The sequence below is a fragment of the Sorangium sp. So ce145 genome (assembly GCF_051525985.1).
Classification (GTDB): domain Bacteria; phylum Myxococcota_A; class Polyangia; order Polyangiales; family Polyangiaceae; genus Sorangium; species Sorangium cellulosum_B.
In genome coordinates this window covers 5,011,765-5,037,390 of sequence record NZ_CP150315.1, presented here as the reverse complement: position 1 = coordinate 5,037,390, position 25,626 = coordinate 5,011,765, and the positions used below count along the sequence as shown (strand labels likewise).

Here is a 25,626-nt window from a genome sequence, read left to right as displayed (position 1 = left end):
CTCCGGGCGGCCCCTCCTGGGGAGCCGGCCTGACACGACGGCCGCCGGGGAGGGGATTGCCGGCGTCGTGCCGGGGCCGGCCGGCCACCGGGCCCCGGCGGCGCCGCGCCCGCAGGCCGGGCCGGCGCGCCCGTCCACGCCGGCGCCCGCGCCGAGCCGCTCCACCTTCCCGAGCGGGAACTCCGACGCGCCTCCGAGGAAGCTGGAGACGGAGATCGGGTGGCGCATGGCGGACGCCTACCTCGCGATCGCGGCGCTCGCGCTCGCCGAGCTCCTGGTCGTCGGCGTGTGGCGGTGGCGAGAGCTCCTCGGGCCCTACGAGCTCGGCCGCGCCCTGCGCGACCTCCTGCCGCTCGCGCTCTCGGCCGCGGCGCCGTGCGCCGCCGTCCTCGGCGCGGTGCTCGAGATCGTCATGCGCGCCGAGCGCAAGGCGTTCCGCGCCGCCGCCGCGCTGATCGCGGGCGCGTTCGGCGGCGCGGTGGCCTTCGGGGTCTCGACGGGGCGCATGCTCGAGGGCGGCCGGCGCGCGCCCTTCATCGCGGCGCTCGCGCTCGTCGCCGCCGCGGCGACGTTCGCCGCGGCGCCGCGCGCCGCGCGCGCCTTGAAGCGAGCGCGCGCCGCGGCCTCCGGCAGGTGGCTCCTCCTCGCGGCGATCTGCGCGATCGTCCTGCTCGAGGTCGCGAACGTGCGCGTCTTGCCGCGCCTCTACGCCGCCTTCCACCTGGGGCTCGCGGCGCTCACCCTCGCGGCGGCGACCTTCGCGACGCCGGCGCTGCCTGCGCGCGCGACGCGCCTGGAGGACCTGCACGGGCGGCGCTCGCCCAGGCTGGTGCGCGCGGCGCTCGCGCTCGTCCTCTTCGCGTTCGGCGCGGCGCTCGCGCCCGGCGCCGCGGACAGGCTCGCGCTGGCGGACAACATCCGGCTGATCTACGCGACGCACGGCCCGCTGCTCGGTCACGTGGTCGAGCTCGCCGCCGTGCTGTCGCCGCCCGAGCCGCTCGACGCCGCGCCGCTCGACGAGCGCGCGAGCGGGCACGCCATCGATCTGCGGGGGCGCGACATCGTGCTGATCAGCGTCGACGCCCTGCGCGCCGACCACGTGGGGGCGTACGGCTACGACAGGAAGATCACCCCGAACCTCGATCGCCTCGCGGCCGAGGGCGTGCGCTTCGACGCGGCGTACACGCCGACGCCGCACACGTCGTACGCCGTGTCGTCGCTCATGACGGGCAAGTACATCCGCCCGCTCGTGCTGCAAGGGCTCGGGGACGACTCCGAGACCTTCGCGCAGCACCTCCGCCGCTACGGCTACAAGACGGCGGGCTTCTACCCGCCGGCGGTGTTCTTCATCGACGGCGAGCGCTTCGGCGCGCTGCGCGACCGGGCGCTCGACTTCGAGTACCGGAAGGTCGAGTTCGCGAGCGCAGGGCTCCGGCTGGAGCAGGTGCGGAGCTACCTCGCCGGGCTCGGGCCGGAGCAGCGCGCGTTCATGTGGGTGCATCTCTTCGAGCCGCACGAGCCGTACGAGGCGCACCCGGAGCACCCGCTCGGCGACCGCGACATCGACCGCTACGACGCGGAGATCGCCGTGGCGGACGCGGGGGTGGGCGCGATCGTGGACGAGGTCCGCAAGGGGCGCCCGGACGCCGTCGTGATCGTCACGGCCGATCACGGCGAGGAGTTCGGCGAGCACGGCGGTCGCTACCACGGCACGACCGTGTACGAGGAGCAGGCGCGCGTGCCGCTCCTCGTGAGCGCGCCCGGCCTGCTCTCGCCGCGCGTGGTCCGGGCGCCGGTGCAGCTCGTCGATCTCCTGCCGACGGTGCTCGCGGGGCTCGGCATCCCGAGGCCGGCGCGCGTGCGCGGCGCCGACCTCGGGCCGCTGCTCGCCTCCGGCGACGAGGCGGCGGAGCAGGGCAAGGCGGCCGCGCCGGGCGGGCCGCCCTCGCTCCCGGGCTTCGCGTTCGCCGAGACGGACACGCAGACGCTGCTCGCCAAGGGCACGCTGCGGCTCGTCTGCGCGCGCAAGATCGGCGCGTGCGCGCTCTACGACGTGGCGACCGATCCGCGCCAGCAGGAAGACATCTCCGCGCTGCGCCCGGCGGAGCTCGCCGCGATGCGGTCGGAGCTGCGCGCGGTCGAGGCGTCGCACGGGCGTTACGAGGTCCGCGGCCTCCGGCAGGAGGGCAAGGGCTGGCCCGACGCGCTCCGCCGCGGCATCGCGGGCGACGCCGACGCGGTCGTCGAGGTCGCGGCGCTGCTCGACGACGCGGACGTGGCCATCCGGCGCAAGGCGGGCGAGGTGCTGTTCGATCTGCGCCGCTCCGAGGCGGCGCCCTCGCTGCGCCTCGCGCTCGTGCGCGACGAGGACGACGAGGTGCGGCGCTGGGCGGCGCTCTCGCTCACGCGGCTCGGCGAGGGCGCGCCGCTCACCCGCGATCTCGTCGTCGATCGCGATCGCAAGTGGCGGCGCCTCGCGGCGCTCGCGCTGGCGGAGGCGGGCGATCGCCGCGGCGACGACGTGCTCGTGGCGTGGCTGCGGCAGGTGGTCCGCGGCCCCGAGCAGGACGGCGGCGCCGACGCGGGCGAGGTGACCTCGTTCGAGCGGGCGCGCGAGATCGTGGACGCGCTCGCCAAGATCCGGGTGAAGGCGGCGCTGCCGCCGCTCATCGCGGCGCTCGGCGACGTGCGGCTCCGCCCGTACGCCGCGGCCGCGCTCGCGGCGATCGGCGAGGACGCCGCGCGGCCGGCGCTCGCGGAGCGGCTGAGCCAGGAGCCGTACCAGACCGCGCGGGTCGCGATCGCGGAGGCCCTCGTGAAGCTCGGCGCCGGCCCCGAGCTCCGGGCGCCGCTCCTGCGCATGCTCGGCACGCCCGATCCGCTGCCGGGGGGGCTCGGGCTCGCGCTCCGGGCCGACATCCTCGACCTGCTCGGCGGGCCGCGCGAGCGCGATCTCGGCCGCCTGCGCCGCTTCGCGAAGAGCGGGGTGGGCCTCGGCGTCGTGATCCCGAAGGCCGGCAACGGCAAGGGCGTCCGCGTCATCTGCCGCGCGCGGACCGACGACGGCCGCCCCGGCGAGGTGCGGTTCGGCAGGCCCACGCGTGGCTGGCGCCCGCCGAAGCGGGACGGCGCGTCGCTCGTCCCGGCCAGCGCGCCGGAGCTCGATCCGGAGCGCGCGGTCACGCTCGCGATCCCGCCGGGGAGCGAGCCGACCGAGGCGTTCGCGGCGCTGCCGCCCGCGGCGGGCGCGCAGGCCGGCAATTACGGCGATTTCGTGGTGTACGCGACCCAGAACGTCGAGGTGTCCGCGTGCGCGGTCGTCCCGCTGAGCGACGAGATCCCGCCCCCGCCGCCTGCGCCCTGGTCGCCCGGGGAGGCCGGGGCGCCGCCGCGCCCGGACGACGAAGCGCCCGCCGCTCACCGGCCAGATTGACGCCGCAGGCCGCGAGACTAGAGTCCGCCGCGTGTCGGACAAGGACCGAGAGCAGGCCGAAGAGAAATCCGCGCGGAGCGACGGCGATGTCGCCACGCGGAGCGATGGCGACGAGGACGGGGCCGCGGAGGCGGCCCCGGCGAGGCCGCCGCGCGGCGCTCCGGTGAAGGACGCCGGCGGCGACGGCGACGGCGAGGCCGCGCAGCGCGTGGCCGATGCGCTCGGCGTCGGCGAGGCGGAGGAGGCTCCCGCGCCGGAGGCGGCGGGCGAAGAGGCGGCCGAGGCGGCGCCGAACCGCGCGGCTCGCCGCCGCGACGAGGCCACCGCGCGCCGTCGCAAGAAGAAGGCGACCGGCGAGGAGCTGCCCAAGGACAAGAACGCCCGCGCGAAGGAGCTGCTCGCTCGCCGCAGGGAGCAGGCCGAGGGGCGCCGTCCGGTCCAGCTGCTGCCGGGCGAGATGGTCGAGGACGCGCTCAGCCGGATGAGCAGCGGCGCTGGCCGGTGGATCAAGGCGAACTTCCACATCCTCCAGTGGGGCGCGCTGGCGGCACTCGTCGCGACCGGCGGCGCGCTGTTCTACGTGTCGCGGGCCGAGAAGAAGGACGCCGTCTCTTCGTCGGCGCTCGTCTCGGCCGTCGCCGCGGACCGGGGCAGGGTGCTCGCCGAGGACACGCGCACCGAGGAGGAGAAGGAGCTCGACGTCACGAGGACCTTCAAGACCGCGGACGAGCGGTCGGCCACCGCGCTCGCCGAGTACAACAAGGTCATCGACGAGCACGCCGGCACCGGGGCGGCGACGCTGGCGAAGCTCGGGCAGGCCGGGGTGCTGCTCGACAAGAAGGACTACGCGCACGCGCTGGACGCGTACAGCGTCGTGGTCTCGTCGCCGCTGGCCGGGGCCGATCCCGACGTGAAGGGGCGCGCCATCGAGGGCATCGCCTTCGCCCGCGAGGGCAAGGGGGATCTCGACGGCGCGCTCGCGTCGTTCAAGGAGCTCGAGGCGATCGACATGAAGGGCTACAAGGAGCTCGCGCTGTACCACCAGGCGCGGCTCCACCTGGCCAAGGGCGACACCGACAAGGCGAAGGAGCTGCTCAAGAGCGCGCACGAGAAGCTTCAGGCGCCGTCGCCGGAGGGACGCCCGTTCCAGTTCCTCGAGGCGGTCGTCGAGGAGATGCTCCGCAAGATCGATCCGGCCGCCGTGCCGTCGCGCGCCGCGTTCGGCGGTCCGAAGGGCCAGTCGATGACGCCGGAGGAGATCGAGCAGCTGCTCCGCCGGGCGCGTGAGAACGCGGAGAAGAAGGCGGGCGATGCGCCGCGCTAGCCGCGCAGCGGGCGTCGCGCTCGTCTGGCTGGGGCTCGCGCCGCTGAGCGGCTGCGGCAACCTGGGCGTCGCTGCGGCGCCCGATGCGCCGCTCTGGCTGCACCACCCGGGCGGCGCCCTCGGCGTCACGATGCGCCGCGAGCTCACCGCCGAGACGCGCAAGGTCGGCGAGGCTTACGAGCGCGGCCGCCCCGAGATCGACGTGGCGCACCGGCGCGTCTTCGTCGGATCGAGCGATCACGGCCTGTACGCGCTGCGCGCGGACACGAGCGACGTCCTCTGGCGCTTCGAGACGCTCGGCCCGGTGCAGTGCGAGCCGCTCTACGACGCCGCGTCGGACACGGTCTATTTCGGCTCGGACGATGGCGCGCTCTACAAGGTGCGCGCGTCCGACGGCGCGCTGCTCTACCGCTTCATGACCAACGCGAGGGTCGCGCGGCGGCCGGTGTTGCGCGACGGCGTGCTCTACGTGACGAACTCGAACGACACGCTGATCGCGCTCGACGCGGCGACGGGGGCGATGCGCTGGCACCAGCACAGGACGCCGGCGGGCGGGATGGAGATCTCCGGGCACGCGGGGCCGGCGCTCGGCCGGGACAAGGTCTACACCGCGTTCTCGGACGGGGTCGTGATGGCCTACGACCTCAAGGACGGGTCCGAGCAGTGGGCGCTCGTCGACCTGGCCGCCGAGGCCGAGCAGAGCGCGGGCGGCCAGACGCCGAAGTACCTCGACACGGACACCACGCCGGTCCTCGGGAAGATCGCCTCGGGCGATGTGGTCTTCGTGGCGGGTTACGCGGGCGGGGTCTTCGCGCTCGACGCCGAGAACGGGACCCGGGCCTGGATGAACGAGGCGGCGGTCGGCGTGACCGAGCTTCTCCTGTGGGAGCAGCCTGCGCATCAGCCTCGGAGCGGAGGCGGTCCGATCGTGCCCGCGAAGAAGGTGTTGCTTGCGTCCTCCGGCATGACCGGCCTGTGGGCGCTCGATCCGGAGGATGGCCGCACGATCTGGCGCCGGGACCTGCCTGACGGCGGCATCTCGGCCCCCGTGCCGTTCTCGGGGGCGTTGCTGGTGACGACCACGCGCTACGGGATCTTCCTGTTCTCGCCGCTGGACGGGGCCGTGATCGACGGCATCGAGACCGGCGGCGGTATCGCGATGACGCCGGCGGCGTACGGCCGGCGCGCGTTCGTCCTGACGAACGGCGGCTCGCTGCTGAGCCTCGACGTCGAGACGCCCCCGGTTCCGAAGGGCTGAACACACGTACAGACTGAGGCGCGGCGGCTCGATGCTGGCGGGCTGAAGGGCCGCGCAGGGCGTTGCGGACGACGCGACGCCTTGGGGCGCGTTGCGGGGGTGCCTCCAGCCAGGTCTCGTGGCGGGCAGAGCCAGGGGTGTCGGCGACCGTGGGCGACGCCGACCCGGGTTGCGGCGACAGCGGCGACCGGGGCGCCGGACCCAGGTTGCCGTGGGCGAGGCCGAACCGACCCGGGTTGCGGCGACAGCGGCGACAGCGGCGACAGCGGCGACCGTGGCGCCGGACCCAGGTTACCGTGGGCGAGGCCGACCGACCCGGGTTGCGGCGACAGCGGCGACAGCGGCGACCGGGGCGCCGGACCCAGATTGCCGTGGGCGAGGTCGACCGACCCAGGTTGCGGCGACGGCGGCGACCGCCGCGGGCCCGATCGGCCTTCAGGTGCATGAATTTGCTCGTGAAATCGAGCCGATCTCCCCTGCCCGTCGCACCGGCCTTGGATCGCATAAGAAACATTATGTCAACTAGCGCCCCCGGTGGATTCTCCGGGCCCCACGGCTGGCGCGAGCGCAGCCAGGCGAACCCCGGCCGAGCCGTCGCGCGCTTCTGCGACCGCGCCCGGGCGCCCGCCGTCCCCGAGCGAACCGTCCGCCCGGCCGGGCTCAGCTCTCGCTGCGCTCGTCGCCCCCGTCGCCCTCGTCCAGCGCTTCAGGGCGCTGCGGCGGGATGGCCGCCCACAGGATGACCTCGCCGGCTCGGGCCGGCGGGCTCCCGGAGGCCTCCTGCTCGCTCCACCATGCGCGGACCTTCGCCGGCGCGCCCTCGCCGAGCGGCTGGAAGCCCTTTTTCTCGTAGAAAGTCTGGGCCCAGCTCGCCTTCTCCCTGGAGCGCACCACGACCTGCTCCATGCCGAGCTCGCGCGCTCGATCCTGGAGCTCCGCGAGCAGCCGCGTGCCGATGCCACCTCGCTGGTGGTCCGGGTGCACCGCGAGCTCCTCCAGGACCGCGACCCCGGGCGCCTCGTCGCGCCACGCCAGGTAGCCGGCTACCTCGTCGTCGGCCTCTGCCACGCGCACGTCGTGCCGCCGCGTCAGCGCGGCGAGATCGGCGAGCGTCCGCGCCTCGATCTCCGAGACCCCAGGGCCAGCCTCGCGGTGCGTCGCCGTACAGGCCTGCTCCAGCGCTACGAGCGCCGGCAGCTGGGCCTCCTGCAGTCCTGTCACGCGGATCCGCTTCGGGGCTGTCCGTTCGTCATGCATCCCCCGAGGCTACCGTCGATGCTTGGGGATGCCCCACTTCTTGCCGAACGTATCCCCGCGGCGCCGCGGCAGCTCAGCTGCGCAGCTGGAGCAGCCGCGCGATCGTCTCGCCGTCCCCGGGGCTCAGCGGGACGAGGATCCCGAGCGCTGCGCCCCGTGGCGGAGCGTTCCTTCCGTCCATCGGGACGAGCCGGAGCTCCCCGGCGCTCGAGATGCCGATCACCGCGATCCGCAGCGCCGGCAGCGGCTCGATCTGCGACGCGGGCAGCCGCGGCGGCGGCGCCTGCCATTCCCCTTCGTACGGCGGATCGCTCCACGACGAGTCCTCCGACGAGCCCCCACGATCGTCCGTGGCGTCTCCCTGCGACCAGGACGGCGCATCCTCCGCGCGCTGCCCATGCACCGCATCCGAGGGCTCCCCCGCCAAGGTCGGGTCGCCCTGATGATCCGCAGAGGCGATGCCGGCCTCCTCTTCAGCTTCATCCGGCTCGGCCTCGGTCCAGTCGGCGCGGTCGTCGGACGCGTGGCCCGCCTCCGGCGTGGCAGCGGGCGGCTTGCCGTCGCCCGCCAGCTGCTCCAGGGCGAGCATCGGCGTCTCTTCGTCCAGGTCCTCGATCCGGAGCTCCATCAGCACCCGCTGCTCCTGCGGGGTCAGGGGGCGGCGCGCGGTGCCCTCATCGTCCGTGCTCGGCCAGAGGCCCGGGCGCCGCTCGGTCGCCTCCTGCGAAGAGCCCGCGCCGAGCGGGACCGCCGGCCGCCGCGCCAACGCCGCGGCCATGGCCGTCGGCGTCGGCACCGTCGCGCGCTGATCGGCCGGGGGATCCGCGTCGGCCGGCTGCTGCTCCCCGCTGGCACCCTCGCGCGCGACGTCCGACGCGCCCCGCCCCGGCTCCTGGCCAGCGAGCGCACCCGCGGCCGGGAGCTTGACCGCTGGGACCTCCTCGGTCACCGCGGTGGTCGACGACACCCTCCCGTGGGGCGACGCCGCGAAGCCGGTGATCGCACGCGCGTTCGCCGGGACGGCGCGACCAGGCGATCCGGCTGCACCCGGAGGGGCGCCGGTCTTCGTCGCCGCGGCAGGGCGCGCCGGGAGCCCTGGCGCGTGGCTCGGCGTGCGCGCCGCCGGCGACAGCTGGGTCGGGGTCACCTCGCGAAGGGCCGCTGCGCTCACCGGCCCAGGGGCGCGCCCCGGCACCACCGACGCCGGCCGGCCCAGCCCCGCCGCGGGCCTGGGCACGGCGCCGTCGCGGAACGTCGCCGCCGCGGACGTGATCGGCCCTGTCGGCGCATCGCCCGCAGGCGCGCGGACCGAAGGCGCCCGCATCGCGGCGGGCGGCGCGCTCGTGCCCGCGCCGCCGCGCTCGGCTCGTCCTGCCTCCACGCCCGGCGGATGCGACGGTCGCGCCAGTGCCCCCGGCGCGCTCGGCCTGGGCGGCGGCGCCGCGCTCGCCGTCGCGGGAGGCGCGCCGGACGCCTGGGGAGGCGCGCTCGCGGCCGCATTCGGCGGCGCGCTCGCGGTCGTGGGCTGCGAGGCCGTGGCCGTATCCGCCTCGAGCGCCGCGATCTTCTGCGCCACCTCCGCGGCGGCCTTGAAGAGCTCGAGGGCGCGCAGGTCGGCGTTGGCATCCGAGGCCTGCTCCGCGGCGCGGCGCAGCCATTTCAGGGCCTCATCGCGCTCCCCGCGCCCCCACAGCGCGGTCGCGGTCGACAGCGCCCAGTGCACGTCTTCGTTGTCTTCGTCGTGCGGCGGCGGGATCGGGCGCAAATTGGCTTCCATGAGGCCTCGTCGAGCAGGTCGCTCACCGTGTATCACGACTCCAGCGCCCGCGTCTTCAACGCGAGCTGGCGCACTTTTCGCACCTTTACGCGCACTTTTACACGCGTCTTTACACGCGTCTTTATACGCAACGAATCATTCCCTTTCGCCGCACGCGGTTCGCATCGGTTCGCAGCCGTTCCGATCTCCTCGCGCGCCACATCGATCGCCCCGGCCGCGCTCGCCGCGTCCTCTCTTCGGGCCGCGCTCGCCTCCCCTCCGCAGCGATGCGTCCCTCCGAGGCGCCTTCGCCCCCGAGCTTGAGGTCCGTATACGCTTCGTGGCACCCTGGCTTTGCGGGACCTCCTTCGTGACGTGCAGGCGCGATGGCGCTGCGTCGCTCCGGCAGACGTCGAGGCTACGGGCCTCCACGAACGTAACGGTGGCACTCGATCCCTACCCCTCCAAACTCCGCCTCCCCATCCAGTAGGACGACCACCGCGTGCAGATCCTGTCGGACCTCAAGCCTGGAGACACGCTGGGCCGCTACGAGCTCCTCATGCCGGTCGCCCGCGGAGGGATGGCGGCCGTCTGGGCGGCGCGCCTCGTGGGATCCCGCGGCTTCCAGAAGATCGTCGCCATCAAGACGATGCTGCCGGAGTTCGGCGACGACCCGGCCTTCGAGGCGATGTTCCTCGACGAGGCGCGCCTCGCGTCCCGCATCCGGCACCCCCACGCGGTCGAGATCGTCGAGCTCGGCGACGAGAACGGCGTGCTCTACATCGTGATGGAGTGGGTCGACGGCGACACGATCGCCACGCTGAACAAGCAGGTGAAATCGACCGGGGGCGTCGGCGTCCCGCTGCCGATCCTCCTGCGCATCGCCTCGAGCATCTGCGCCGGCCTGCACGCCGCGCACGAGCTGCGCGACGACGAGGGCAGGCTCGTCGACCTCGTGCACCGCGACATCTCCCCGCAGAACGTGATGGTGTCGTTCGACGGCATCGTGAAGATCGTCGACTTCGGCGTCGCCAAGGCCACGGGCCGCCTGCACGAGACGCACGTCGCCGGCCAGCTCAAGGGAAAGATCCCGTACCTCTCGCCGGAGCAGCTCACGTCGGGCAAGGTCGATCGGCGCGCCGACATCTTCTCGCTCGGGGTCCTCCTCTACACGACCCTCAGCGGCTACCACCCGTTCCGCGGCAAGACGGACGCGAAGACGATGGAGAACATCATTCGCTTCGCCCCCGTCCCCATCCGCGAGCTCGTGCCGGACGTCCCCTTCGATCTCGCGCTGGCGATCGAGCGCGCGCTGGCCAAGGATCCGGCGGACCGCTGGAGCGACTGCGCGTCGTTCCAGCGAACGCTCGACCAGATCGCGATCTCTCTCGGCACCCCGGTCACGGAGGGCGACGTCGGCCGCTTCGTCCGCGAGACGCTCGGGGACGCCGTCGCCGAGCGCCGGAAGAAGCTCGCGACGGCGATCCAGCTCGCGGACAGCCGCTTGTCGGCGCGGGGGGAGCTCCGCTCCACGTCCGGGCGGCGAGGCGAGCCGCGCAGCAGCAAGCGGCCGCCCGCCGGGAACACGCCGCTGCCGGCCACGTTCGCCGGCATCCTCCCCGTCTCCCTCGACGAGCCGCAGCCCAAGTCCTCCTTCCCGCCGCCGCCCTCCAGCCGCAAGCTGCCGGTCAAGTCCGCGCCTCCGGCCCTGATGACGCCGGCGCCCCGCCGGCGGCGGCGGTGGCCCCGCCGCATCTTCCTCGCCTTGGTCGTGGTCCTGCTGCTCGTCTCGGGGGCGGCGCTCGCCGCCCGCGCGGGCCTCCTGCCCGTGCCCGGCGAGGTCCACGACGCCCTTCGCGACGTGCGCGCGCTCCTTCGCGGCGCGCGCGAGCTGCTCCGCGGCGTCCTCGAGCGGCTGAGCGCGCTCCTGGCAGACTAGCGCGGACTAGCGCCGCGCGGCCGTCACTTGATGCCGGCGGACGGCTCCGGCAGGCAGACGCCGAGCGCGCAGAGCAGCAGGTTGACGTCGCCTGCGGCGCAGTACACCTGCCGCGCGCAGTAGTCGTCGTAACCGCAGAGCTGATGGCAGGACGCCTCGTTCCCGAGCGCCCCGGTGAACGTCATGCAGGACCAGCCGCTCGACAGCCAGAGCCCCTCGGGCCGCTTCGTGTCGAAGAGGCACGCGTCGGCGCGCGTCTCCGGGTCGAACACCTCCGCGGTGCAGGCGTCGCCTCCGGACAGCTTGCCCCGCGCGGCGGACATCGTGTTGAGCAGGTAGGTCACGTCGCACGCCTGATCCGAGGTCGAGTCCCGCGCGATCCTGGCGCGCAGCTCGTCCTTCCTCGCCGCGTAGGATCGGACCGCGCGGATCGCGCCCGTGACCTGGTTGTTCCCGCCGTCGGGCTTCGTCCCTTCGGCGAGCGCCGCCAGCACCTTCTCGACCAGCTGCTCCGTCTCCGGATCGGCGCCCGCGGAGCCGTCCTTCGCGTAGCCGAGCCGGATGGTCGAGGGCGGCGTGCGCGACGTGCACGGCTTCGCGTGCGCCCAGAGCTCCTCGCTCACGATGGGCGGCCGCTTCGTGAGCGGCTGCTTGCAGACGCCCACCGATCCGGGAGGCAGCGAGCCGGAGGCCCGCGGCGTCGGCTGCCCAGGACCTTCGTTGACGTACTCGGTCGACGCGCAACCCGCGGCGCCCGCGGTGACGGACAGCGCGAGCAGCCAGCCCACCGAGAGAGCTGCGACGCAGCGATGCGGAGCGTTTCCCACGGCCGCACGGTAGCAGAGCCGGAGCGCGAGCAGAAATTCTCGCACGGAGGCGCGCCTCGGCCGGCGGACGCCTCTCGATGCACCCCGCCGCCCCGCCGCCCCTGCCCCGCCGAGCGCCTCCGCCGGACCCGCGCGCGGCCAGAAGGAGGGCTCCTCTCCCGGCGCGCGGCCTCCCCACGGCGGCCTCCGCCGCCGGGCAGCTCTTACAGGCCCAGGCTCGACTGCTCGATCAGGTCGTCGACCACGGCGTGGAAGCTCTTCGTCCGGGCGTAGACCGCGAGCTGGCGATCCGCGCTCGTCCCCTCGTGGAGGATCCTCCGGACCCGCTCGATCTCGCGCTGCGATCCGAAGATCTCCGCCGACTCCTGCACGAACTCGAGGAGCTCGCCGACGAGGTGGCGGACGGGGACCTGCTCCTGCTTCCCGAAGTCGATGAGCTGCCCGTCGAGGCCGTAGCGCACGGCGCGCCACTTGTTCTCCTCGATGAGCTCCTGCCGGTACTCGCGGAACCCGAGGTTGCGCCGGTAGAGGAGGTAGAGCTTGCCCATGACGGCCTGGACGAGCGCGGCCAGCGCCACGGTGTCGTCGAGGCGCGTGGTCATGTCGCAGATCCTCACCTCGACCGTGTCGAAGAACGGGTGCGGGCGGACGTCCCACCAGATCTTCTTCGCGTTGTCGATGCAGCCCGTCTTCACGAGCAGATCGACGAAGCGCTGGAAGTGGCCGTGCGACTCGAAGAGCCCCGGGATCCCGGTGCGCGGGAAGCGCTTGAAGATCTCGCTGCGCGTGCTCTTCAGCCCCGAGGGGCGGCCGAGCCAGAACGGCGAGCTCGTGGAGAGCGCGAGGATGTGCGGCAGGAAGTAGCGGACCTGGTTCGCGAGGGCCATCGCCACCTCGCGGTCCTTGACGCCGACGTGGACGTGCAGCCCGAAGATGAGGTTGGCGCGGGCGACGTCCTGCAGGTCCTCCACGATGCACCGGTAGCGCTCGCCGTCGGTGATGTCCTGCTTCTTCCAGTCGCTGAACGGGTGCGTCCCGGCCGCGACGATCCGCATCCCCCCTCGCCGCGCGAGCGCGTTCAGGCTGCCGCGCAGCTCGACGAGCTCTCCCCTCGCCTGCCGGATGTCCCGGCAGACGCCGGTGCCCGTCTCCACGACCGACTGGTGCATCTCCGGGCGGGCCCGGCCGCGCAGCAGCTCGTGGCCCGGCCCCCCCTCGAGCAGCTGGCTCACGTACGACCGCAGCTCGCGCGTCTCCGCGTCGACGATCTGGAACTCCTCCTCGATGCCGAGCGTGAACTGGCCGTCGAGGAGCCCCTCGACGTCGGTCATGACGAGGCCCCGAGCCGGACCTTGCCCACGGAGGGCCGGACGAGCCTCGACCACGCGTAGCCGTCCCGCGTCCGCCGGTCGCCTCTCGAGCACTCCACGGCGAACGCGACCATCCAGTCGACGGCGATGTTGAAGTACCGCTCCCGCAGGTGCTCGATGTGCATGTCCGGCGCCGGGTTCGTGAAATCGATCGCGTACGGGACGCCGTCGCGGATCGCGAACTCGATCGAGTTCATGTCGTAGCCGAGCGCCTTGTTGATCTTGATCGCGTCCTCGATGACGCGGTCGTGCAGCGCCTTCGGGAGCCACCGCTCGCTGTCGTGCTGCACGTAGCAGCCGCGGAGCCCCGTGGGGCCGATCGCCCTGGGGTCGTACTGGATCGGGAGGATGCGATCCTTCCCGACGCAGATGCAGCGGACGTAGTCGTCGAAGTCGATGAACTCCTGCAGGGTCATGACGTTCTGCCCCGAGGCGTTGTAGGCGGCGAGCAGCTCCTCCTGGCTGCGCACCACCGACACGTCCTTCCACCCGCCGCCGTCCGCGGGCTTGAGGATGGCCGGGAAGCGCACGTAGTCGATGATCGCCTCCCAGTTGAGCGGATACTCGAGGTTGCGGAGGCTGCGCTCCTTGACGATCGCCGGGATGTAGTCGCGCTGGGGCAGCATGACGGTGCGCGGCGTCGCGATGCCGATCTGCGACGCCAGCGAGTAGCCGAAGAACTTGTCGTCCGCGCTCCACCAGAACGGGTCGTTGATCACGAACGCCCCGCCGAGCGCGGCGGCCTTCAGGTAGAAGCGGTAGTGCTTCACCTCCTGGCTGATCCGGTCGATGAGCACCCGGTACGGGCTCTCGAACCGCTCGGGCGTCCCGCCGAGCTTCGCGATCTCCGCCCGGACGCCCGGCACCTTGTTGCACCTCTCGAGGAAGGCCTGAGGGAACGACTGTTCCCAGCCGACGAGGATGCCGATCTTCTCCGCCATACGTTGCTTGCTCCTCCACTACGCGTACGCGCGGCTGGCGCCGCTGACGCACAGCGTAGCGCGGACACACGGGAATTTTGCGCTGTAAGTGTGTCGATGAGTCAGGTTGTCACACGATCCAACAGCTCTGCTCGCACGTCTGCCCGGCGTGTTCGTGATGGCGCTTGCAATCGCGGCGGACGGGCGGCGCGGACGCGAACGAACGCGGGCGCGGATCGCGAGGGGGGCGGCGGGACCGGTGCGGGCGCGTGTGGCGGCGCGCGGCGAAAGCCACGGAGATCCAAGGGCAGGCGCGGGCTCGATCAGCCAGGGACGGAGGCCGCGAGAAATAAATCTTGACGGACTCCGTTCGGCGAGTACAGTCGCGCACCTCTCCGACGGGGCGGGTAGCTCAGCGGCAGAGCGTCGGCCTTACAAGCCGATGGTCGCAGGTTCGACCCCTGTCCCGCCCACTTCCTGGGTTTAGGGGCCTGGGTGATCTGTAGTGATGTCAGTCTGGGGTGGTAGTTAAGTTGGTTATAACGCCGGCCTGTCACGCCGGAGGCCGCGGGTTCGAGTCCCGTCCACCCCGCCAGCTTTCTTCCCTGTCATCTGAGTCGATGCTCGCCTGAGCCTCCCTTGGTTGGCTTGCATCGCTCGGTGCAGGCCAGGCGAGGAGGTCTGGCTCATGGCGAGCTTGCTCATGGGAAGCAAAGCCGAGCTGGCTCGGCGCTCGCTGAGCGGTCGTATCCCTGACGTCTGGGGTGGTAGTTAAGTTGGTTATAACGCCGGCCTGTCACGCCGGAGGCCGCGGGTTCGAGTCCCGTCCACCCCGCCAACGCTTCTTGAATCTCCGCCGCGCCGCCGTCCGCCGTCCCTCTTCTGACAGGCCGGGCGCTTCGGGCGTGGTGTGCGCGGCGCGCACGGCATAGCGCCTCAGTCGTCGCGCCGCGAGAGCGTGAGCAGCGCCTTGACCTTCGCGTACGAGATGTAGGGGTTGTCCTCGGCGCCCCCGAGATCGTCGGCGTCCTCGCCCGTGCCCTGGGCCCGGACCGGGATCCAGAGATAATCCGGGTGGAGCTCCTTGCCGTTGACCCCGTTCACGATCGAGGGGTTCTTGATCCACTCGCCGCCCAGGATGGTGAGGTTCTCGTCGAGCTCGAGCACGTAGTGCAGCTCCGACACGGAGAGCGGGACGGTGCGCTGCTCGGGCGGCGTGAGCAGCGTCTCGCCGGTGACCGAATCGGAGATCATCCAGAAGCGCGCGGCGACGCGGACGAAGCGCGTCGCGCCCGGGTTGAACCTGTAATTGTAGCAGTCGGCGCCCGCATACGCGCCGCCGCACAGGAGCCGCGCGGCCTGCCGGACGTCCACCTCCTCGATGACATCGATCGAGAACTGCTTGACCGGGAAGCTCCACACCTCGACGTCCCACGTGTGGTCGACGACGAACATGAGCTTCTGTCGCTCGGTCGAGTCGCCGTGGAGCGGCTTTGCTCCGACCCCGAGCAGCCCGGTCATGGCCACGTGCATCGTCGCCGGGTTCAGGTCGCGGCAGGCGGGGTCGACGGGCCTGCCGTAGACGTCGCGCATCGTCCGATCCGCCCGCGTCTCGCAGCGGCGCCCCGAGAAGGTCACCGAGTCGCTGAAGTAGAGCTCGCTCATGAGCGCCTCGATGTCCGCCATGCGGAACAGGACGCAGCCGGTCTCCGCCGCGGCGCACTCGGTCACCGTCGTGCCGGAGAGCTTCACCCGGACGTCGCGGCGCGGCCCGGCCCCCTCGGCGGCGACGTAGGCCGACCACCCGTTGCAGTGCCCCCACCAGTACTCCGGATAGACACCCTGGTAGAGCCCGTGATGCTGTAGCTCCCAGCGCGTGGCCGGGCCGGCCACGACCACCGTCGGCTGGATATACGGAGGATTGCGCAGGTAGGGAGGCCTCCTGAGATCATCCATGCTCCACGAGGCGATGGCCCCGAGCGTCTCCATCTGCCCCGAGTGGAACAGGACATCGTATTTCTCGACGGGAGAGATGTTGTCCGGGTCGGAGATCCGGTCGGAGTAGTTCTTGTTGGTCGAGTTCCAGCGATCGGCGATGCCGTTCTGCCGCTGCGGCCACCAGTTCGAGGCGAACGCGGTCGACTGCGCCTCGCCTTCCCGGAGCGTCGAGTTGAGCTGGAGCAGGGAGCCCCGGAGCTCGGGGTGCAGGTGCGAGGGCAGGTTGGCGCCGTCGAGCGCCTCGCGGCCGCCGGTCCGAGGGATGAGGAGCTGGTGCGCGCCGCCGAGGATCTGGCCGGTCTCGGGCGAGAAGCCGAGCACATACGGCAGCTCTCCTCCTTCCATGAAGCGGAAGGCCGAGACGTTCAGGCTGCTCGCCGCGACGGCGACGCTCTCTCCCGGCGCCGGGTCGAGCTCCGCGCAGCCCTGGACCAGAAGCACCGAGCTCACGACGCTCGCCCTCATCCACGTCTTCATCGCCGAACCCCCCGGAGACCGACGCCCGCCGATCTCTCGCGCGTGCTCTGCAGAGGGCGCGCCACCGAGCCCGGCGTTAAAGAGCGCAGCCATTGCACGGAGCTGCGGCCGGACGATTCACCGTGCGCCGATGCGCCAGAGCACGACCTTCACGGTGTCGATGAGGATGGATATATCGAACCAGAGCGAGAAGCTCTTCATATAATAGAGATCATACTGGAGCTTCTCCAGCGCGTCCTCGGCGGACGCGCCGTAACGGCAGCGCACCTGCGCGTGCCCCGTCACTCCCGGCTTCACGAAGAGCCGCTGCCGGAAGAAGGGGATTTGCTTCTCCAGAGCGTCGATGAACTCGGGGCGCTCGGGCCGCGGCCCCACCATGCTCATCTCGCCGACGAGCACATTCCAGAGCTGCGGCAGCTCGTCGAGCCGCGTCTTCCGGATGAAGCGCCCGACGCGGGTCACGCGCGGATCGTTCTCGGTCGCCCACGCCGCCCCGTCCTTCTCGGCGTCGGTCCTCATCGAGCGGAACTTGTGGATCCTGAACGGCTTCCCGAGAGCGCCTGTCCGGATCTGCGAATAGAGCGCCGGCCCCCTGGAGTCGAGCTTCACGAGGGCGGCCGTGAGCGCCATCAGCGGAAGCGCGAGGACGAGCCCGGCGGTCGCGCACGCGACGTCGAAGATCCGCTTCGCGATCAGCGTCCGCCGCCGCACGCTGAACCCGTGAGAGAAGATGATCTGGCTCGGCTTCAGCTCGCGCACGCAGATCTTGCCGGTCACCCGCTCGTAGAAATCCATGCCCTCCTCGATCTCGACGCCGCGGAGCTTCAGATCGAGCAGCTCTTCCAGCGGGAAGGCGGCGCGGCGATCGGACGTCGCCACGATCACCGCCGCGACGCCGCGCTGCTCGACGAGGCGGCGGAGGTCACGGTACCTGCCCGCGATCTCGGGCTCGTCGATCGGCTCCTCGTCTCGGACGAGCCGGCCGGCGAGGCGCAGCCCGAGGACCTGTCCATCCTTCCGGATGAGGGCCGCGCACGAGCGGGCGAGCTCGCCTGAGCCCAGCACGACCGCGCGCTTGGAGAAGCTCTCGCTCCTCATCACCCGATCACACGCCGCGCGCCACGCGGGGAGCACGAGCGCCGCCGCCCCGAGCGACGTCAGGATCACCCGGTCGCCGATCTGCGCGTCCGGCACGAGCCAGAACGCGAGCCACAGCACGGCCGCCGCCAGGCCGAGCGCCCGGAACGTCGTCAGGACCAGCGCCCGTGCCCTGGGAGGCTCGGGCCCGTAGAGGCCGTGATAATAGAGCGACGCCAGCGCCACCAACGAGATGCTCGCCGTCCGTCCGAAGCGCTCCGCATCGAGCGTGTGCTCCCAGCCCACGAGCACGCCCGGCGCGCAGCACACCAGGAGCGAGAGCAGGCTGGCCTCGACAAACCACACCATCGCCCGGCGCGGCGACCGGAACAGCTCCAGCATCGTTCCTCCACTCGTCGGCCCCGGGCGGTCGCACATCACGGCGCGTCGCCTCTGACGGGGCACCTACGGTTGTAGTTGAACCTACACTAGAGCAGACCGGGGCAGATCGCCAGATGCCTCTGACGAATCTCATTTCATGACGGCGGACTGAGCCGCCGCGCGCGAGGCCGGGCCCGGCGAAATTGGCGCTCTTGCGGCCGGGTTGCGGCGATGACGTGCGACCTGTCGTGGGGAGTCGCGGCGCGAGAACGCCGTCGACGGATTACCTACGTCGAGTCCTTAGCGTCACGTGGACCGAGGCTGAGCCGCCGCGCGCCACGCGCCACGCGCTACGCCAGGGATGCGCCGCCCGGCGCACGGTCGTCTCGCCGGCTCTCCGGCGGCTGAGCCGTCGCGCGGGTGGGCGCGCCGCCCGCTGCGGGGGAGCGATGGGCGTGTCGAGGGGGCTTATCGCGCGTCGCGCGTCGCGCGCGGGTCGGCTTGCGCGGCGCGCGCGGGTGGGGCCTCGCCGGAGCTGTCGCCGCCGTCGTCGGGCTCGCGGCCTGGCTCGGGCGCCTGCCAGCGGCCGGAGGGCATCCCCTGGATCATCGCGCCGCGGCGCTCGTCGTCCCATGCGCCGTCGGGATCGCGGCGGAGCGTCCGGTGTCGATCCGTCGATAGCGTCCCCGAGATCCCGGCGCTGACGATGCTCCTCAGCGAGCCGCCGGCCTCGCCTGCGCTCGGCGCCGGATCGAGCGCGGCGCGCACGTACTCCAGATCGACGCCGCCGCTCAGCGCGAGCCCGCGAAAGAGGGGATAGGAGATCTCCGCGCCCGCGAGCGCGGTGGTCGTGGACAGCGACCCTTCCCTGGAGGGCGCCGCCGCGCCGGGGGTGAGGTGGAGCGGCGGATTGGCGGCGACGGGGGCGCTGCCGGTCGAGAAGCGGGCGACCCCGGTCACGATGAGGTCTCGGGTCGCGCCGCCCCGGGCGGGCCGAAAGCTCGCTTCGAGGGACGCCTCGTGCTCGTGTCCGAATCCGATCCTCGGCCCGAGCGACGTGTAGGCATAGGCATAACCCGCCGTCAGCCGATAGCGCTCCTCCACGTAGGTGAGCCCGAGCCGCGCCGCCGGCGAGATCACCGCGTCGCGCGACGACAGCACCGGAGGCGGGCTCGCCACGGTCACGCCGCCGGCGACGCGCGTCGAGAGGTTCCGCGTGAGCTCGTGAGACTCGGAGAGGAGCGCGGCGCCGGCGTGCACGCGGGCCGCGCCGCGCGTGAGCTCGGTGTCGAGCAGCGCGTGATGGTACTGGGTGACCTCGTACCGGAGCTCGGGTGTCAGCGTGTCCAGCGCGCCGAGGTCGAACGAGGTGCTCACCTCGGCGCGCCCCGTATGCGCGTCGATCCCGACCGCGGCAGGGTCGTCCGCCGAGAGCGCGCCCGCCTGCTCGTAGCCGACGCCGACGCGCACCGAGGAGCGCCGCGACGCCGTGATGGCGACGGCCGGCGCGGCGGAGAGCGTGTATTGCAGGCGATCGCCGGACAGGAACGGATCGCGCGCGGCGAGCGCGTCGTCGGCGCGCACGCCGAGGCGCGTCGCGAGGTAGCCGGCCGCGGCCACGGAGAGATCCGCGAGCGGTGAGAGCGCCCAGCCCGCTCCCCCGCCGAGCCGCGCCGAGGCGCTGTCGGAGGGCGTGAGTCGAGCCGGGTCGAGCGAGACCTGAAATACCCGCTCGTAGCTTCCATCGACGCTCAGTCCATAACGAGACACCTCGCCCCGGAGAGAGCCCTCGAGCGAGCCCACGACGCCAGCCATCAGCGCTCCCGAGCCCACGTCCCCGACGTTCGACGCCACGCTCTGCTCCAGCGCCGCCCGCGCCGTCACGTCGGAGTCCCACATCGGCAAGACGAACGAGAACACGCGCCCCCTCGCTGTCGAGCGGCAAGCCCCGCGGCACGGAGCGACCCGAATCGGCCGCCCTCCCCTCCCCGGCAGCACGCCCGGCGCCCGGAGCGTCCCACGTTCGATGATGTTTGCAACATTACAAATCTGGCCTCGGCGTGCGCGTGCGGGTGCCACCGCGCGCCGCGCGAGGGCTGCGCGACGCCGCCGGGGACGCACCGGAGAGCGGGCCAGGCCGTGCAAGGAGCCCGCTCGCGGTGTGGACGTGCGCCGACAGGACAGGACGTACCCAGGAGTCCATCGCTGCCCCGCTGAGGGCGGACCCATCGAATGTAACAAATGTTACACCATGAAGTCGGGTGTGAACGTGGGCATGAAGGAGGCGGGCTGGCCGAGGCCGCTGCGCGTCCTCTGGGTGACGCGCATCTTTCCGAACCGGGTTGAGCCGCTGTCGTGCGCGTTCCAGCGGCAGCAGCTCGCGGCGCTGTCGCGCCGGTGCGCGGTGGAGGTGCTCGCGGCGATCCCGTACCACCCGGGCGTATCGCTCCTGGGCGATCGCACACGCCCGGGCCGGCTGGTTGCGGTGCCCGCGCGCGACGAGATCGACGGCGTCCCGGTGGTCCACGCGCGCGCGCCGTACCTCCCCGGGGCGGGCCGGGTGCTGGCGCCCGTGAACGCGCCGCTCTACCTGGCCGGGCTCCTGCCGTACGTCCCGCGGCTGCGGGGGCGGTTCGACGTCGTGCTGGGGGCGTGGCTCTACCCCGACGCCTGCGCCGCGGCGCTGCTCGCCCGGATGCTCGGCCTCCCTTATGCGGTGAAGGCCCACGGCACGGACGTGAACGTCGTGGCGCGCTGGCGCTCGGTGCGGCCGCTCGTCGGCAGCGCGCTCCGGTCCGCCGCATGCGCCATCGGCGTGAGCCGGCCGATGGTCGAGGCGCTCGTGGCGCTCGGCGCGCCGAAGGAGCGCGCGGTCCTCGTCCGCAACGGGGTCGACCGCGCGCTCTTCCGCCCCGCCGACCGGCGCGCTGCCCGGCGCGAGCTCGGGCTCCCGGCGCGCGGGCGCATCGTCACCTTCGTCGGGCACGTCAGCCGGGAGAAAGGGATCCACGAGCTGCTGAGCGCGTTCGAGGCGCTCGGCAGCGACGGCCGCGGTGGAAGCGAGCCTGTCCATCTCGTGATCGTCGGCGACGGTCCGGAGCGGGCTGCGGTCGAGCAGGCCGCCGCGCGGCGCGATCGCGAGCGCGCTCCCGCCGATCTGGGCGAGGGGCGCGGGCGGATCATCGCGGTCGGGGCGAGGCCGCTCTCCGCGGTTGCCCGCCACCTCGCCGCGACGGATCTTCTGGCGCTTCCGAGCTGGGCGGAAGGAACGCCGAACGTGGTGCTCGAGGCGCTCGCGGCCGCGCGTCCAGTGGTGGCCACGCGCGTCGGGGGCATCCCGGATGTGGTGACGCCGGGGCGTACCGGCCTCCTCGTCCCGTCGCGCGATGCCGGGGCGCTCGGCCGGGCGCTCCGTGAGGCGCTCGCGCGAGCCTGGGACGAGGACGCGTTCGCCGAGGCGGCGCCGCCGTCGTGGGAGGAGAGCGCCGAGGCGCTGCAGCGGCTGCTCGCGCGGGCGGCGTTCGGGGACGACGGGCGGGCCGCCGCCTAAGGGTGGATCACCACGAGATCGACCAGGTGCAGCGCGGCGCCCCGCGGTGCCTGCAGGTCGTATGCTCGACCGCGCTGCGCCGGCTGCCGAGCAGCGCGAGTCCCGCCTCGACCCAGCCCGAGATGCCATGGCCGCACATGTAGAGCGGCAGGCCGCCGCCCGAGAGCGTGGCCCTCCCCGCGGCGTCGCCGGTGACCGTCACGCTGAAGTCGCCGTACTTGAAGTAGGTCTTGTACATGAGGCCGAAGCGCTTGAAGAGCACCGACGGCGAGCCCACCGCCGCCATCGTCTTGTAGGTCGTCGTCAGGTCCTTCCGGGCGATCTCCGCGCCGAAGAACCGCATCTTCTCCATCCTGCCGCCGAAGAGCCCGTGCAGGAGCGCGCAGTCGATCTCGAGGAGCGGCGCCATGTCGTGCCAGGCCAGAGGCATCGGCGGATCGTCGAGGTAGCGGGCCGCCTGCGGCGAGAGCTGGCGGCTCAGATCCGCCACGGCTCGCTCGCCATAGCGCTGCCGCAGGGCCTCGGCGCGGGAGCCGAGCAGGGTGCCCTTCACGAGATTCCCCTCGCGCAGGACCCGAGGATCGCCAAGGAACTGGGAGGAGTCTGGCGTCGGCATGCTGCAGAGCGCTCCTATCTTCGCCGAGTATAGCGACAGATCCGCGCGGAGGTGTGGCGGATTCGCGTCATGTGCCCTCCAGCCTCCAGGCGCGTGTCCTCCGAGGTTCCGAGGTGTCCGAGTCTTCCGGCGCCGCGGAGCGGCGCGGAGGCGAGGGCTCACTCCACCCGGCATTTCGATTGCGCTCGCTATTTCTACGTCGTCGCGGTCCTGCCCCGCGAAGCGCGAGCGCCACCTCGGCCGCGATGGCGTCGCCTTATCAGGCGAATGGTATGCAGTATCACCACCTGCGCGACGTGCATGGCGCTGTCCTCCGACGGTCGAGCGCAGGGATGAAGCGCGCGTCTCGGTCCGAGGGGTGATGAGGTCGCCACGCGCGAGCCGCTCGGCGGCGCCGTCGATGTTGGTCATGTGACACGGACGCACACCGCTCATTCCTCGTGACGCGCGATGCGCACGCAAATACTCGGCACGACGCGTGCTGTTCAGCGTGGGTCAACGCTGGCCGGCGCGGCTGTTCGCGCCCAGCGATACCGAGAACCAGCATGCGACCGATTCACCACATCCTCACCGCCGCGGTGCTCTCCCTGGGCCTTGTCGGGGCGCCGGGGCGCGCCGCCGCGCAGCCTGTCACCGGTCACCCGCGACTCTGGCTTACGAGCGAACACCTCACAAGGCTGCGCGGGTGGGCCGCGGACAGCCGAAACCGCATGTACAGGGAAGCCATGTTGCCCGCGCTCCGGAGTGCGATCGCAGCTTACGAAGGCCGGTTCTACCCGAATGGGCGGCCGAACCCGACGTGGCCGGACAGCGGCACCAACGCCTACGAGCAGTATCCGACCGAGGCGTATGCCGAGTTTTTCGCGTTCATGTCGCTCATCGACGCCGACGTCGCGGCCCGCCCCACCCACGCCGTCAGGGCGCGCAATCTCTTGATGGTCGCCATCGAGGAGGCGAGCAAGGGGAGAGCCGATGGCCAGCCCTTCCGCCGCCCGGGGTTCGCGACCGGCGATCGCTCGCGCTGGTGGGGTGAAGGGTTCCCGCTGACGGTCGATTGGATCTATGACGCGACCGACAGCGGCGGCCGTCCGGTGCTCTCCGCCGGCGACAAGGCCAAGATACGGCAGGTCTTTCTCAGGTGGATTGACGACAACCTCCACGCCGCGACGGCGGGCAACGAGCACCCCCACCCGGTCGGCGTCATGAACGATCCGGCGCTGCTCCGCGATCCGCTCCAGCTCAGGTGGGCTGCGAACAACTACTATCTCGGCCATCTGCGCAATGTCACGCTGATGTCGCTCTCGATGGACGACGCGGACGACCCTCCGCTCGATCCGAGCGCGCCGGCGGGGAAGCTCGGCAACACGCTGCGCAGCTATCGCGCGGACGCGACGGGCGCGTGGCTCTACCAGGCCTTTGCCGTCTTCGAGGCCTCCGAGACCGCGGCCAAGCAGCTCGGGGTCCCGTCCGACGGGCTCGGCGTGGCCAGCGGCGGCCTGCCCGTGGAGGGCTTCCTCTACGGCGGCGGCGTCGCGACCCTCCACCAGGCGCTGCTAGGGCTCTATACGGCCGGCTACGGCACCCAGGCCCAGTCAGGGCCTCAGATCGGGCTGCTGCGCAGCGGATACTGGGACCGCTTGACGGACGGGTTCCTGCACTCGATCGCGCCGGGCCCGGTCACGTACCCGTCGAGGAGCGACCTCGGGCCGGTCTACGAGATGGCGAACTACGGCGACACGCTGCAGATCTGGGTCGAGCCGCGCTTCGCCGAGCTGTTCGGCTCGCTGGGCGTCTACGACCAGCTCACGGGCAACACCGCGCGCTTGCAGAGGTCGCGCTGGATCGTGGCCAACACGATCGCGGGCGGCGCGCCCGAGCTCTACGCGCGCACGTCCAAGATCTGGGGCTCACCCGCCCCGAGCCGGGCGATCCTGAGCTTCATGCTCTTCGACCCGGCCGCGCCGCTCCCCGCGGATCCTCGCCCGGCGATGCCCACCACCTTCTTCGAGCGGGCGCAGGGACGCGGCTCCCTCCGCGCGCGCTCGGACTGGACGCCGGGCGCGACGTGGTTCACCTGGCGGTGCGGCTGGGTCACCATCAACCACCAGATCGGCGACTGCAATCAGATCGAGCTCTACCGGAAGGGAGAGTGGCTGACGAAGGAGCACACGAGTTACTCGAACAACCTGATCGGGGCGACGACCGACTACCACAACACCCTCTCCCTGCAGAACGACAAGCCGTCGAATATCCGCTGGTACGAGAAGGAGATCGTCGCGCGAGGCGGCCAGTGGCGCGAGGGGCGCGCCGCCGGCGATCCGATCACGCGCATGACCCGCGGCGCCGGCTACGTGTTCGCCGAGGGGATAGCGACGGATCTGTACAACACCCGCGAGAACGTCTGGGTGCCCACGGACGCCGCCCGCGACATGGTCCATGCGAGCCGGTCGGTCGTCTGGCTGCAGCCGGATCACGTGGTCGTCTACGACCGCGCAACGTCCCGCACCGCCGGCCGGTTCAAGCGGTTCAACCTGATGACCACCTCGGCGCCGCGGATCGCCGGCCGGACGGCCAGCGCCGTGACCCCGCGGGGGCAGACGCTGTTCATCCAGAGCCTCTTGCCGCGGAGCGCCCGCATGACGGCCGTGCCGGTCGAGAACGTCGACAAGCCGGCGGCGATGGAGCCGACGACCCACCGCCTCGTCGTGGAGGATCAGGCCGCTCCGACGGACGTCCGCTTCCTGCACGTGCTGCAAGGCGCGGACGCGGGGGCGGCGATGGATGCGGCGACGCGGATCGACAGCGCGCAGGGCTCCGGCTTCGACGGCGCGCTGGTGGCGGGCACGGTCGTCCTCTTCCGCTCGGATCTGCGCTCGGAGCCGCGACCGAGCGCGGGGACGCTGTCCTATCAGGTGCCTCGCGCGACGCGCAGGCACGTGATCACCGGTCTCCTGCCGAAGGGCGGCTACGACGTGGCCGTCGTCTCCCGGGAGCCGGAGCTCGCGGTGCGCATCACGCCGGGCGGGCGCTACACGACGGACGACTCGGGCGTGCTCTCGTTCGACACGCCGTAGCGCGCGGTCGGCGGCGCGGACGGCGCCGGTGCGAGGAACGGCGGGGCGCTCCCGTCAGGGCTTCGGGGCGAACACCCTGTCGAGCTCCTCCTTTCCGAACACCGGCGCCCAGGGCAGGAGCTCGTACTGCGCCAGCCCCTTCGCCGTGAAGGGATCGCCGTCCCGGATCCGATCCAGCGTCGCCGCGGCCTCCTCGTCGGGCACCCGCAGCAGGAGCGCGCCGCCGTAGCGGGGATCGAGCGGCCCTGACACGAGCACGAGCCCCTGCTCGATGAGCCCCTTCAGATAGGCGCGGTGGGCGTCGACGGCCGGGAGCACCTCGTCGAGCGGTCGCCTGTAACGAATGATCGCAATCGCGTACATGATGTC

General features: G+C 72.3%; 16 protein-coding genes and 3 tRNA genes. 9 read left to right on the top strand and 10 right to left on the bottom strand.

Annotated features, from left to right (window positions below):
* The first annotated feature begins 67 nt into the window (after window positions 1-67).
* Genes WMF34_RS18600 through WMF34_RS18590 form a run of 3 tightly spaced genes read left to right on the top strand, consistent with a single transcriptional unit; the run spans window position 68 to window position 6,015 of the window.
* Window positions 68-3,433 (top strand): sulfatase-like hydrolase/transferase, encoded by a 3,366-nt coding sequence (locus WMF34_RS18600; RefSeq protein WP_437994079.1) that lies wholly within the window; start codon window positions 68-70, stop codon window positions 3,431-3,433.
* 31 nt (window positions 3,434-3,464) lie between these two features.
* Window positions 3,465-4,757 carry a tetratricopeptide repeat protein gene (locus WMF34_RS18595; RefSeq protein WP_012236223.1) on the top strand — a complete coding sequence of 431 codons (1,293 nt, stop codon included), beginning with the start codon at window positions 3,465-3,467 and terminating at the stop codon, window positions 4,755-4,757.
* Window positions 4,744-6,015: an outer membrane protein assembly factor BamB family protein gene (locus WMF34_RS18590; protein ID WP_012236222.1), complete on the top strand. Its 1,272-nt coding sequence runs from the start codon at window positions 4,744-4,746 to the stop codon at window positions 6,013-6,015. Before WMF34_RS18595 ends, WMF34_RS18590 begins: the two co-directional genes overlap by 14 nt.
* A gap of 660 nt (window positions 6,016-6,675) precedes the next feature.
* Here WMF34_RS18590 and WMF34_RS18585 read toward each other — a convergent pair.
* On the bottom strand, window positions 6,676-7,236 hold the full coding sequence (locus WMF34_RS18585; protein WP_157907683.1) for a GNAT family N-acetyltransferase: 561 nt from the start codon (window positions 7,234-7,236) through the stop codon (window positions 6,676-6,678).
* A 109-nt stretch (window positions 7,237-7,345) separates the two neighbouring features.
* Window positions 7,346-9,049: a hypothetical protein gene (locus WMF34_RS18580; RefSeq protein ID WP_012236220.1), complete on the bottom strand. Its 1,704-nt coding sequence runs from the start codon at window positions 9,047-9,049 to the stop codon at window positions 7,346-7,348.
* A gap of 481 nt (window positions 9,050-9,530) precedes the next feature.
* Here WMF34_RS18580 and WMF34_RS18575 point away from each other — a divergent pair, with 481 nt between their 5' ends.
* A complete protein-coding gene (locus WMF34_RS18575) occupies window positions 9,531-10,967 on the top strand; it encodes a serine/threonine protein kinase (RefSeq protein ID WP_012236219.1) in 1,437 nt (478 codons plus the stop codon).
* 23 nt (window positions 10,968-10,990) lie between these two features.
* Here the strand turns inward: WMF34_RS18575 and WMF34_RS18570 are convergent, their stop codons facing one another.
* From WMF34_RS18570 to WMF34_RS18560, 3 genes are all read right to left on the bottom strand, one after another.
* Window positions 10,991-11,839, bottom strand: a complete 849-nt coding sequence (locus WMF34_RS18570; RefSeq protein WP_437994078.1) for a hypothetical protein — start codon at window positions 11,837-11,839, stop codon at window positions 10,991-10,993.
* Between the two features lie 158 nt (window positions 11,840-11,997).
* Window positions 11,998-13,125 (bottom strand): carboxylate-amine ligase, encoded by a 1,128-nt coding sequence (locus tag WMF34_RS18565; RefSeq protein WP_437994077.1) that lies wholly within the window; start codon window positions 13,123-13,125, stop codon window positions 11,998-12,000.
* Complete coding sequence (locus WMF34_RS18560; RefSeq protein ID WP_012236216.1) at window positions 13,122-14,105, bottom strand: ATP-grasp domain-containing protein; 984 nt, start codon at window positions 14,103-14,105, stop codon at window positions 13,122-13,124. Before WMF34_RS18560 ends, WMF34_RS18565 begins: the two co-directional genes overlap by 4 nt.
* Before the next feature lie 380 nt (window positions 14,106-14,485).
* Here WMF34_RS18560 and WMF34_RS18555 point away from each other — a divergent pair.
* The 3 genes from WMF34_RS18555 (at window position 14,486) to WMF34_RS18545 (ending at window position 14,922) form a co-directional block, all read left to right on the top strand.
* Window positions 14,486-14,557, top strand: a tRNA-Val gene (locus tag WMF34_RS18555).
* A gap of 45 nt (window positions 14,558-14,602) precedes the next feature.
* Window positions 14,603-14,679: transfer RNA gene (locus WMF34_RS18550), tRNA-Asp, on the top strand.
* Between the two features lie 166 nt (window positions 14,680-14,845).
* A tRNA-Asp gene (locus WMF34_RS18545) sits at window positions 14,846-14,922 on the top strand.
* 98 nt (window positions 14,923-15,020) lie between these two features.
* Here the strand turns inward: WMF34_RS18545 and WMF34_RS18540 are convergent.
* The 3 genes from WMF34_RS18540 to WMF34_RS18530 form a co-directional block, all read right to left on the bottom strand.
* Window positions 15,021-16,532, bottom strand: a complete 1,512-nt coding sequence (locus WMF34_RS18540) for a hypothetical protein (protein ID WP_437994076.1) — start codon at window positions 16,530-16,532, stop codon at window positions 15,021-15,023.
* Between the two features lie 144 nt (window positions 16,533-16,676).
* On the bottom strand, window positions 16,677-18,038 hold the full coding sequence (locus tag WMF34_RS18535; protein ID WP_437994075.1) for a sugar transferase: 1,362 nt from the start codon (window positions 18,036-18,038) through the stop codon (window positions 16,677-16,679).
* A gap of 447 nt (window positions 18,039-18,485) precedes the next feature.
* The gene (locus tag WMF34_RS18530; RefSeq protein ID WP_437994074.1) at window positions 18,486-19,937 is read right to left on the bottom strand and encodes a hypothetical protein; all 1,452 of its coding nucleotides are present in this window, start codon (window positions 19,935-19,937) and stop codon (window positions 18,486-18,488) included.
* A gap of 331 nt (window positions 19,938-20,268) precedes the next feature.
* Here WMF34_RS18530 and WMF34_RS18525 point away from each other — a divergent pair, with 331 nt between their 5' ends.
* Complete coding sequence (locus tag WMF34_RS18525) at window positions 20,269-21,567, top strand: glycosyltransferase family 4 protein (RefSeq protein WP_437994073.1); 1,299 nt, start codon at window positions 20,269-20,271, stop codon at window positions 21,565-21,567.
* Between the two features lie 7 nt (window positions 21,568-21,574).
* On the opposite strand, the gene WMF34_RS18520 is transcribed toward WMF34_RS18525, so the two are convergent.
* Complete coding sequence (locus tag WMF34_RS18520) at window positions 21,575-22,183, bottom strand: hypothetical protein (protein WP_437994072.1); 609 nt, start codon at window positions 22,181-22,183, stop codon at window positions 21,575-21,577.
* A 725-nt stretch (window positions 22,184-22,908) separates the two neighbouring features.
* Between WMF34_RS18520 and WMF34_RS18515 the strand changes: the two genes are divergently transcribed.
* Window positions 22,909-25,257 carry a hypothetical protein gene (locus tag WMF34_RS18515; protein WP_437994071.1) on the top strand — a complete coding sequence of 783 codons (2,349 nt, stop codon included), beginning with the start codon at window positions 22,909-22,911 and terminating at the stop codon, window positions 25,255-25,257.
* A gap of 54 nt (window positions 25,258-25,311) precedes the next feature.
* Here WMF34_RS18515 and WMF34_RS18510 read toward each other — a convergent pair whose 3' ends face one another.
* The gene (locus tag WMF34_RS18510) at window positions 25,312-25,620 is read right to left on the bottom strand and encodes a YciI family protein (RefSeq protein WP_044965204.1); all 309 of its coding nucleotides are present in this window, start codon (window positions 25,618-25,620) and stop codon (window positions 25,312-25,314) included.
* Between the last annotated feature and the right edge of the window lie 6 nt (window positions 25,621-25,626).